The sequence below is a fragment of the Ruegeria jejuensis genome (assembly GCF_041537905.1).
Lineage (GTDB): Bacteria > Pseudomonadota > Alphaproteobacteria > Rhodobacterales > Rhodobacteraceae > Ruegeria_C.
The window spans coordinates 1-9,156 of sequence record NZ_JBGRUO010000048.1; the positions used below are offsets into that span (position 1 = coordinate 1).

5 protein-coding genes and 1 pseudogene are annotated in these 9,156 nt (G+C 58.3%); 2 read left to right on the forward strand and 4 right to left on the reverse strand.

What is annotated here, in order from left to right:
* Positions 1-322 precede the first annotated feature (322 nt).
* Positions 323-1,480: an IS110 family RNA-guided transposase gene (locus tag AB1E34_RS25755; RefSeq protein WP_372575148.1), complete on the forward strand. Its 1,158-nt coding sequence runs from the start codon at positions 323-325 to the stop codon at positions 1,478-1,480.
* A 782-nt stretch (positions 1,481-2,262) separates the two neighbouring features.
* Here the strand turns inward: AB1E34_RS25755 and AB1E34_RS25760 are convergent.
* From AB1E34_RS25760 to AB1E34_RS25780, 4 genes and pseudogenes are all read right to left on the reverse strand, one after another.
* A pseudogene (locus AB1E34_RS25760) lies at positions 2,263-2,801 on the reverse strand (transposase); the annotation flags it as partial.
* A gap of 275 nt (positions 2,802-3,076) precedes the next feature.
* Positions 3,077-5,566 (reverse strand): trimethylamine-N-oxide reductase TorA, encoded by a 2,490-nt coding sequence (gene torA / locus AB1E34_RS25770; protein WP_372575150.1) that lies wholly within the window; start codon positions 5,564-5,566, stop codon positions 3,077-3,079.
* The gene (locus AB1E34_RS25775; RefSeq protein WP_372575151.1) at positions 5,563-6,195 is read right to left on the reverse strand and encodes a TorD/DmsD family molecular chaperone; all 633 of its coding nucleotides are present in this window, start codon (positions 6,193-6,195) and stop codon (positions 5,563-5,565) included. The genes torA and AB1E34_RS25775 overlap by 4 nt, the downstream gene beginning before the upstream one ends.
* Before the next feature lie 29 nt (positions 6,196-6,224).
* Complete coding sequence (locus tag AB1E34_RS25780) at positions 6,225-7,889, reverse strand: c-type cytochrome (RefSeq protein ID WP_372575152.1); 1,665 nt, start codon at positions 7,887-7,889, stop codon at positions 6,225-6,227.
* Positions 7,890-8,542: 653 nt separating this feature from the next.
* Here AB1E34_RS25780 and AB1E34_RS25785 point away from each other — a divergent pair.
* The gene (locus tag AB1E34_RS25785; protein ID WP_372575153.1) at positions 8,543-8,824 is read left to right on the forward strand and encodes an HlyU family transcriptional regulator; all 282 of its coding nucleotides are present in this window, start codon (positions 8,543-8,545) and stop codon (positions 8,822-8,824) included.
* Positions 8,825-9,156: the final 332 nt, after the last annotated feature.

Genomic DNA, 9,156 nt, shown 5'->3' on the forward strand with positions numbered 1-9,156 from the left:
GCAACTGTCGCGATGGCCAACAAGGCCGCTCGGGCCATCTGGGCGATGCTCACGAAGAAACAGGAATACCGGCAACCAGCGTTGTAACCACGCCGACCGCCCACGAGATGCAAGACGTTGAAGTGATGATGCGGAATTAAGTCAACCACGAGCAAGGACACTCCGGGAATGGTAGCGGCCCTCTGAGGTCGATAAGCCGATTGGAACCTCGCTCGCGGAATTCATCAGGGCCAGTGGAGGCAATGCCAAAACATAAACAGATCCCATGATGAGTGGCCCAGAACGGATAGTCTGTGCCATGCCAAAATGAGGAGATCTGATAATGACACATTCGTCCGATACGCTGAATTCTATTTCATATGATCACACGCTCGTTCTCGCGATTGAGTTGAGTAGCAAGTCGTGGGTTCTGGCGGCACAAGTGCCAGGCCTGCCACGATCCAAGACCAGAAAAACGATCACCCCCGAGAAGCTGGCCCTTGAAGCGGCGATTGATGGGTATCGGGCCCGAGCCGCCACTGCCGGCTATCGGGTCGATTGTGTGATTGCTACCTATGAAGCTGGATGGTGTGGGTTCTGGCTAGCGCGATGGCTGACCGCAAAAGGGGTCGAGGTTCACGTCATCCAGCCTTCAAGCGTCCCGGTGGATCGCCGCATGCGTCGGGCCAAGTCCGATGGTATTGATGCAGAGTTGCTGCTCCGCACCCTGATGGCATGGCTTCGTGGCGAGCCGCGAGTCTGCTCAATGGTACCAATCCCGGATGAAGCGGACGAAGATGCACGGCGAAGCATCCGCGAGAGGACAGAGCTGATCTCCGAGCGCATTGGCCTGACCAACCGGATCGGCGCTGTCCTGGCGACGCTAGGTGTCGAGGGCTACAACCCGCTCCTTCAGAGTCGCCGGCGTCGATTGGTGGATCTGCGCACCGGGCTGGGGGAGCCGCTGCCGCCAAACGCGCTCGCAAAGATCGAACGACTGTTAAGCAGGCTCGAGCTTGTACTCACCCAGATCGCTCAGTTGGAACGCGAGCGTGATGCCGTAGTCGAGGAACCCGCCGATGATGAGGCTGGCAGAATGATCCAACAACTTTGCAGGCTACGTGGCATCGGGGTGCAGAGTGCCACCGTGTTGGTTCGCGAGGCCTTCGTGCGCCACTTTGCCAACGGCAAGGCGTTGGGATCATATGCTGGTCTTACAGCGACGCCCTACAACAGCGGAGGAGTGGAGCGTGAACAAGGGATTGGGAAAGCGGGAAACAGGCGGCTCAGAGCGACGATGGTCGAACTGGCGTGGCTCTGGTTGCGCTACCAGCCTGGTGCCGCGCAGGTTACCTGGTTCCGAGAGAGAACAGGCCAGACCGGTCGGCGCGTTCGGAAGGTGATGATCGTTGCGCTTGCCCGAAAGCTGCTGATTGCCCTTTGGCGGTTCGTCACCGACGGGTTAGTCCCGCAAGGGGCGACAATGAAACCTGCAAGTTGACAATCAGCGAAATCAGGTTGCTCTGCGACGGCATAGCCGCCTGGTAACCGAGGGAACGTCGCCGTTGTCCGGCGTGGCACAATTGATGCCGTCATCACAGAGTGGCGCCGTTCCTTTGGAACTCTCCAGTCCCGAAAGCGGGACAGTGGTTGGGATCTTCGTCCCGCCGGATGTGAGGTTTGCAGACAGGGGTCTGCCGAAAGAGAGTTCGCCTCGGGCACCCAAATCGGAAACAAACTATTGACGGAGAAATCATCATGTGAGGCCGGACACACGTCTGCTTCTGACCAGTGCGAAATTACTTTCAAAAATGTCTTGCTATGCAGGAGCCATCCACACATGCCATTCGAGCGAGGTGCGACATTTTCATTGCGTATACGACCGAGGCACAAAACACAGCGCTACATAGGTGCACCCACACAATTAGCGGGAGGCCATTGTTTATTTCATTAGGCTCAGGGCTTTGGTAACGGGGCCGTCCTAGTCAAGCTGTTTTGCGCAGAATAACTGATCCGCCAAGGCGGTGTAGCTTTACCTTGTTCGTGTCCGCCCTGCTTTCTGTCGCGACCTTCGGTTGAGATCCTTCGGGTACATGCTTCGGTTCGTGGTCAGCGCGGTGGCTGCCAACATGATGCTGGTTCGATGTAATTCCGGTGAGCCCATCTCATAGGCGTGCTTGATCGAAGTCAGCGACTGTCCTGACCACGGCATCGTCGGAACCACGTCCCTGCGGGACCTCCAAGGCCTGCGATCAGGCAGGCGATGGGTGGGTTAGCAATCGATCAAGCCATGCTCAGTTCCGCGTCGGGCTGGAATACGGTTCCATCGACCCAAATCCGATGGAGGATGACGGCAATACGGCGAGCGAGGGCGACCATCGCTATTTTCCGACCTCGACGTTGGGCGAGCTGGGCACCCCATGTTCGCAGCCATGTCAAGCGTCCGCGGTTCATCATGACAGTTGCAGCTTGGCATAATGCCCGCCTCAGATTGACATCCCCAGCCTTGGTAATGCCGCCCGAGACATCGCGCTCACCGGATTGGTTGCGCGACGGCGTCAGGCCAGCCCAGGGCCCGACCCTCTTCGATGAGGTGAAGCGTGCTAGATCATCGAAGAGGGTCGGAAGGTCAATGCCACGACGGCACCGATCCCCGGCATCGTCATCAAGCGACGACAAACCGGATCGTCCTGGGCAAGCTGGCGTACCTGCTTTTCAAGGATTGCAAGCTCCTGTCGCGGGGCAGCTCTGGCTCGCAGCATCGGCTCAGTCGCGGTCTCCAGCATGAGGTTGCCTTCCGCCAACTTCCGGATGCGGGCCTCTGTAATTGCGAACGGCTTGGGTCTCGTACGCGTGGGTGATCAGATTGAGCCACACGGTTGCTACAACAACGACCCCGCGAAGCGTGTTCTTGCGTCCAGCTCTAGGCTCAAAATTACGAATTCTGTAAGTCTGCCAGAGAACAATACTGCACCAAGCGACAATTGCTTGGAACCGACGTCTAATCCTCGTAGTGGTGTCCGCACCTCCATTTATCATTTATGTGGCTGATGTGTGATGAATAGGTTCAGAGGCCATCTCTCGCGCCTGGCTTTCTTCAACCGGTGGAAACAGGCTGCGAGAACACCTCTACCTTGGTTGGCTTTCCGGTATACTTCTCGACTTCTGCGACACCGGTCTGACCGCAATTGGCCTGCGCCAGTTTCGACGTGGCGATCCCCGTCGTCAGGTTGTTCACGTCGCCATAGCGGCACAGGCTGCCGATCTCGCGCGGGTTTTCGGGGTCGAACCAGCCACCCTCCTGAATGCGGATCACGCCGGGCATGATCTTGTCGGTGACCACGGCACCGGCCAGAATCTGCCCTCGGTCGTTGAAGACCCGGACGATGTCGCCATCAGCAATGCCGCGTGCGGCGGCATCCTGAGTACTGATCCAGCAGGGTTCACGGTTTTGTACCGCGTAGGTCTCGCGAAAAGATGTGCCACATATTTGTGAATGCAGACGCCCCCTCGGGTGGTTGCTGGCAATGCCCAATGGATAGCTCGTTGTCGGGCCGTCCAGTCGTTCGATTGGTTCCATCCAGGTCGGATGCGGCGGGCAATCGTCATAGCCGTAATCCGCAATAGCACGGGAATAAATCTGGAACTTGCCGGTTGCCGTCCCGAGCGCGTTCAGTATCGGATCGTCGCGGAACGACGCATGTCTGACGAAGTACTTCTGTTCGTCCTCCAGCGGGAAGGCAAGCGGTTCGTTAGAGTTCCAGAACACATCGAAAACCGGCATTTCCATGCCTTTGGCGCGGGCCTCGATCTTTGCGCCCTCGTAGAAGCCCCGAATCCAATCCATCTCGCTGCGGCCACGGGTGTATTCATAGCCTTTGCCAAGCTTGTCCGCGATAGCGGCGAAGACATCGAAATCATCGCGCGCCTCGAACTGTGGCTCGACGATCTTCTTCATCGGTACGATATGGCTCAGGGCATAATCGCCGACCTGCTCGATATCGTTGCGCTCATAGGAGGTCGTCACCGGCAACACGATATCGGCGTGCCGGGCGGTGGCGGTCCACTGAAAATCATGCACGACAAACGTGTCCAGCTCGCGCCATGCCGCCAGCATTTCGTTGCGGTCCTGATGGTGGGCAAAGGGATTGCCACCCGCCCAATAGGCCATCTTGATCAGCGGCAGTTCGATCTCCTTCCCGTTGAACTGCATGATCTTGCCGGGGTTGAGCAGGGTTTCCACAAGGCGCGACACCGGGATCGACACCTGACTGCCGGTACTTTCGACCGAATGGCCGCCACCGCCGCCAGCGCCGTCGTCGATGGATTTCAGGATCGGGCTGTTATGCGTTGGTGAGCCGCCCGAGGAGTAGTGATAGCTCAGCCCGTAGCCGCCGCCCGGCAACCCGATCTGACCCAACATGCAGGCCAGTGTCACCAGCATCCAAGTGGATTGTTCGCCGTGATGCTGCCGTTGCGTCGCCCATCCCAGCGCCAGCATGGTGCGCCCTTCGGCAAAGCGCCGAGCGAGCGAGCGAATGACCTCGGGCTCGATCCCGCAGATATCACCTGCCCATTCGGCGCTTTTGGGTTGGCCGTCCGAAGCACCGGTCAAGTAGGGCTCGAACTCTTCGAACCCGCTGGTGAAGCGATCAAGGAACGCCTGATCGTGCAGCCCTTCGGCATAGAGTGTATGGGCGATCCCCAGCATCAGTGCGACATCGGTTTGCGGACGCGGGGCAATCCATTCGCCATCCAATTTGTCGCAGGTCTCGGTCCGGATCGGGTCGATGCAGATGGCCTTGACGCCAGCTTTTTTCAACATCTCCAGCCCGACGCCAGCCCCGTGATCTGCCACCAGCCAAGAGATTTGCGAACAGGTGTCGGGATTGCAGCCCCAGAACACCATCAGATCGGTGTGTTCTGCCAGAATCTCATAGGTGGTGCATTGTTCATAGACCTCAATCGACCCTGTCGCGTAAGGCAGGATCACCTGCGCGGCCCCGGTCGAATAATCCCCGATGCTGGAGGTAAAGCCGCCAGTCAGGTTCAGCATCCGCCGCAGCAGAGTTTTGCAATTGTGCAGTTTGCCGGGGCTTTTCCAGCCGTATGAGCCTCCAAAGATCGTCTGTTGGCCATAGGTTTCGCGAACGCGAGTCACTTCGTCGGCGACCAGTTCAATAGCCTCCTCCCAGGATACACGAACAAAGTCGCCGGACCCACGCCCGTCCAGGTCCGCGCCGGGACCCTGTTCCAGCCAAGCCCTCCGCACCATCGGATAGCGAATGCGCGATTCCGAATAGATCGAGTCGCGAACACCCTCCAGCATCGGTGTCGGATGCGCATCTCCTTCCCATGGGGCAAATTCTATTGCGCGGCCGTCTTCAACGATGCCTTTGAAGACGCCCCAGTGACATCCGGACAGAATCTCCTGCCGCGCGGTTTGTGCCTGCGCGCCCCGCGTCAGCAATGGAAGCATGCTAGGTAGTGCAGCCGTGGCCATCGTGGCGGCAGAGCCTTGCAGGAAACTCCGCCGTGTCGACGATACCGTACTTGAACGCTGGCGTGATTTCGATGTGGAAGTCATGCGTCTTCTCCCTCACGTTGCTGTATTTTGGGCGACGTTAAGATGGTTGAATCGGGTGAATATTCGCGCGCAGCGGTGACGAAGGCACTCAGTAGTTCTGCGTGTTGCGCATAGAACTGCGACTGGTCCCGGCTAATGACCGCCGTAAAGAAGGCCGGAACCCAAACCGACAGATTGCGTGCGACATCCGCAGCAATGTCCCGGCGACCGTCCAGCAGCGCAGCGGCATAGGTCGAAAGCTGGATCGAAATATGATCGACCGGCTCTGCACATTTTTCGCTGACGCGGATATCCAGTGCCCGCAAGGCCGCGTTCATCGACCTTACCGCCGACTCGCCAGAGGCCTGCCAATGGCTTTCATAAGGTGACACGGTCTCGCGTGGGAAGACGCCTTCAAAGAGCCGCGTATAGCTGCGCTGAAGGTCAGCTGTCAGTTGCTCTGATGGGGTGTCGGTGAGGATCTTGCATAGCTGATCGGCGGCCGGTGAGGCCAACAGTGCAAGGCCCAGATTCCTCAAGTCCTCCCGCGCGGCGGGCTTGGCTTTGGCAGTAATCAAAGCCTCGCCCGGCGGCGCGATGAAGACCTCGCTCAGCATCGCAGCGGCTTGTATCATCAGTTCGTCGGACACAATGCGGGATCCTTGAGTGGGCTCTGCGATCATTGCGGCACGCTCTCGCTTACATGCTGCGGAACCACGTTGCCGGTACTCAGGTCGTGGGAATGGTTCTGCAGATGCGACAGGATCAGGCGGTACTCATCATCGGTGAAGCTGGTGAAGCGCTTCATCGCCTTCAGGGTGCCGATCCATTGGTTGGCCTTGAAGTGGTCCTTCTCGGGCAAGGTATGACAAGTGGAACAGCTTGTCTGGTAGGCCTCCTCGCTAAAGCTCCAGAGCACTTCGCGGTCAAGGTGCAGGTTGCTGGCATCGGACCACATCTCCAGATTCACTGGCAGCCAGATCTGTCCGGTCTTTTCGTCCGCTTCGGGCTCTCCACGAACCGTTGCGCCAATCGCGCCATCGCCCAGAGCCGCGACGAGCACCCGCTGACCTTTTTCCTGATAGATGACTGAAGGCGCTTCCTCCAGCTGCCACCCCCAGGCCTTCAGTTTCAGGGCATCCGCCTCGCGCGCAATCACTTCGGCAGCCGACCCGCCCATGAGTTTTCCATCGGGCTCGCCATCCATGCCATCAGCCGACAAGAAGGCCGATTTGGTTCCCGCGACATAGACTACGTCGCCAAGCTTGATCTCGCCCGGGTCACTAACTGGCAATTGTGCATGACGCTCGATGATGTTTTCCAGCATAACGATTTGGGTCGTGTGATTAGGCTCGGGCACCCCCGGTGCGCGGTTGTCCACCGGCGGCACGTTCTTGAGGTAGACAGCCATGGCCTGCAGGTCGGTCCATTCCGCTTGGCTGGTGTTCTTAATCACCTCGGCCATATCGCCGCCAGCTGTGCGCCCGATCGGACTTTTGCCGTCGTGCAGATAGTTGGCGATCGACGCGGTTGACCAGAAATCGATGCCCGTTTCGTCCGGGCTGATATTCGGGAAGTAACCAGTGCCTTCGGGATTGACGCCGCCGCCATAGCGCATGCCAGCGGGGATGTTGCCCATGAGCGTTCGGGGAGAGTGGCACTCAACGCAATGCGCGGGACCCTCAACCAGATATTGGCCGCGTTTGTAGAGGTCCCTGTCCACATCGGCGGGCAAATCAGCGAGGGGCGTGCCAAACGCGTCGGCCGGTGCACCATCCTGAAAAGCCAGACGCCACACGCCAATACCCCGGCGGATATTGAACGGGAAGTTCAACTCGTGGTCTTCGACCGCGTTGTCACTTGCGGGCAAGGTCATCATGTAGGCGTAGAGGTCCCGCACATCCTCAGGCTTCATGCGCTGGTAAGAGGTGTAGGGAAAGGCAGGGTAGAGGTTCTTGCCATCCGGCATCACGCTGCTGGGGCCCACTCCTTCGCGCACGGCGCGGTCGAACTCGGTCAGGGTCCAATTGCCGATCCCGTGCTCGGAGTCAGGCGATATGTTGGGCATGTGAAAGGCCCCGAACGGCGTTTCCAAAACGCGCCCACCGCCCAGCAATTCGTCGCTTTCCTGGCCTTGCGTCATGTGGCAGGTGGCGCAGTCGGACATGACGAACATGTACCGCCCGTTTTCAAGGTCCGCACCTTCCAGGTCGACGGGGGGCTCGGGCAGGCCGCGTATGGCCGACCACGCCCACGGTGAAGTCAACGCAAAAAAGCCAACCGCGCCTGCCAGGCCTAAAATGACGAGTGTTTTGGGGAGTGCCTTATGCTTCGTTCCGATCATGCTTATAGATCCCTATAGCTTGCCAGAGGACTCAATCCATTCTACCTGAAGATGTATCATAACGAGACTCTCGGGACATTGATCTAAGTCAGTTTGTGAGCCCTAAGGGGTTTCTAATCAGCGATGGATGACGGTGTTCGATCGTTCGGCATCGAATTGCTTCTTGATCTCTTCGGCTTCCCGGATTCGGTCGCTAACGCTGCTAACCGACCATTTGAGGGCGGTAGGATAAGGACCGCTTGCTCCGCCCGGCGTGAGTTCATCCGCCACCCACTCCTGCATTCGCTGTGAATTGCCGAAATGGCGGGCCGCGCCGCAGCAATAAAGACTGCAGACGGAGGTTCGGATTGGGCCGTGCTCATCGAGTCAAATACGCCTGAGCGCTGGATGCTGCGCTTGCGCTTAGGTCGGGAGTGAACCCAAAGGGACGGGGGCCAGAACGCATGTTGGCATTGGCTCACGCGCAATGGAGGTCCACATGTCCGGCAACGCTTTTCTGGCGTCAGTTCGTTCGCCGCAGATCGGGACGTTCAGGCCATGTGCGGAGAGTGCTATCGGATCGAGCAATCGGTGAATTGATCACACAACGCGCTTCACCCCGGCCCTTAGCAGCGCTAGTGTCCGATCCGAGCAACGCCGAAAGGAACCGCCCCATGTCCCTCTTCTCAAAACTCTTCGGTGGCGGCAAAAAGTCGGATCCTGATCCGGTCGCGTATAAAGGGTTCAACATCTTCCCTGATCTGATGGCCGAGGGTGGCAAGTATCGCCTATCGGCCCGTATCGAAAAGACCATCGACGGAGAGCACAGGACCTATGTGGTGATCCGAGCGGATGTCTTTGACACCCGGGATCAGGCCGAAAGCTTCAGCATCGCTAAGGCGAAGCAGGTGATTGACGAGCAGGGCGAACGCATTTTTGAATCAGGAAACCGGTAGGCTCTGTCACAAACGTTGGCGAGGTTCGAAGCTATCGCTCTGATTGGGTGAAATTATCCAGCGAGATCTGCAAATTGACGGAAACCGCTTGACGAAGGTCCAACCTGCCCCTTCCCAAAAAGTATTATTGACCAAGCACCAGTTGGATCAATCCGGGCGAAGGTGCAACATGCCGGCCAAAGTTTGCAACATGTGTAGACGCCCAAAACGCAAGAGGTAATTTTGACCGTATCTGCATCGGTTCGGGTACTGACATGTGTTCGGCCTATAGCGCGGCCTTTGCACATGCCGCTGGCCCGTAAGGTGTTAGCGGATCCGGTCCAATTCAAAGC

Excerpts from the sequence above, each read along its gene's own strand:
- AB1E34_RS25780 (WP_372575152.1), bottom strand. The coding sequence starts at position 7,889 with ATGATCGGAACGAAGCATAAGGCACTCCCCAAAACACTCGTCATTTTA.
- AB1E34_RS25785 (WP_372575153.1), top strand. The coding sequence starts at position 8,543 with ATGTCCCTCTTCTCAAAACTCTTCGGTGGCGGCAAAAAGTCGGATCCT.
- torA (WP_372575150.1), bottom strand. The coding sequence starts at position 5,566 with ATGACTTCCACATCGAAATCACGCCAGCGTTCAAGTACGGTATCGTCG.
- AB1E34_RS25755 (WP_372575148.1), top strand. The coding sequence starts at position 323 with ATGACACATTCGTCCGATACGCTGAATTCTATTTCATATGATCACACG.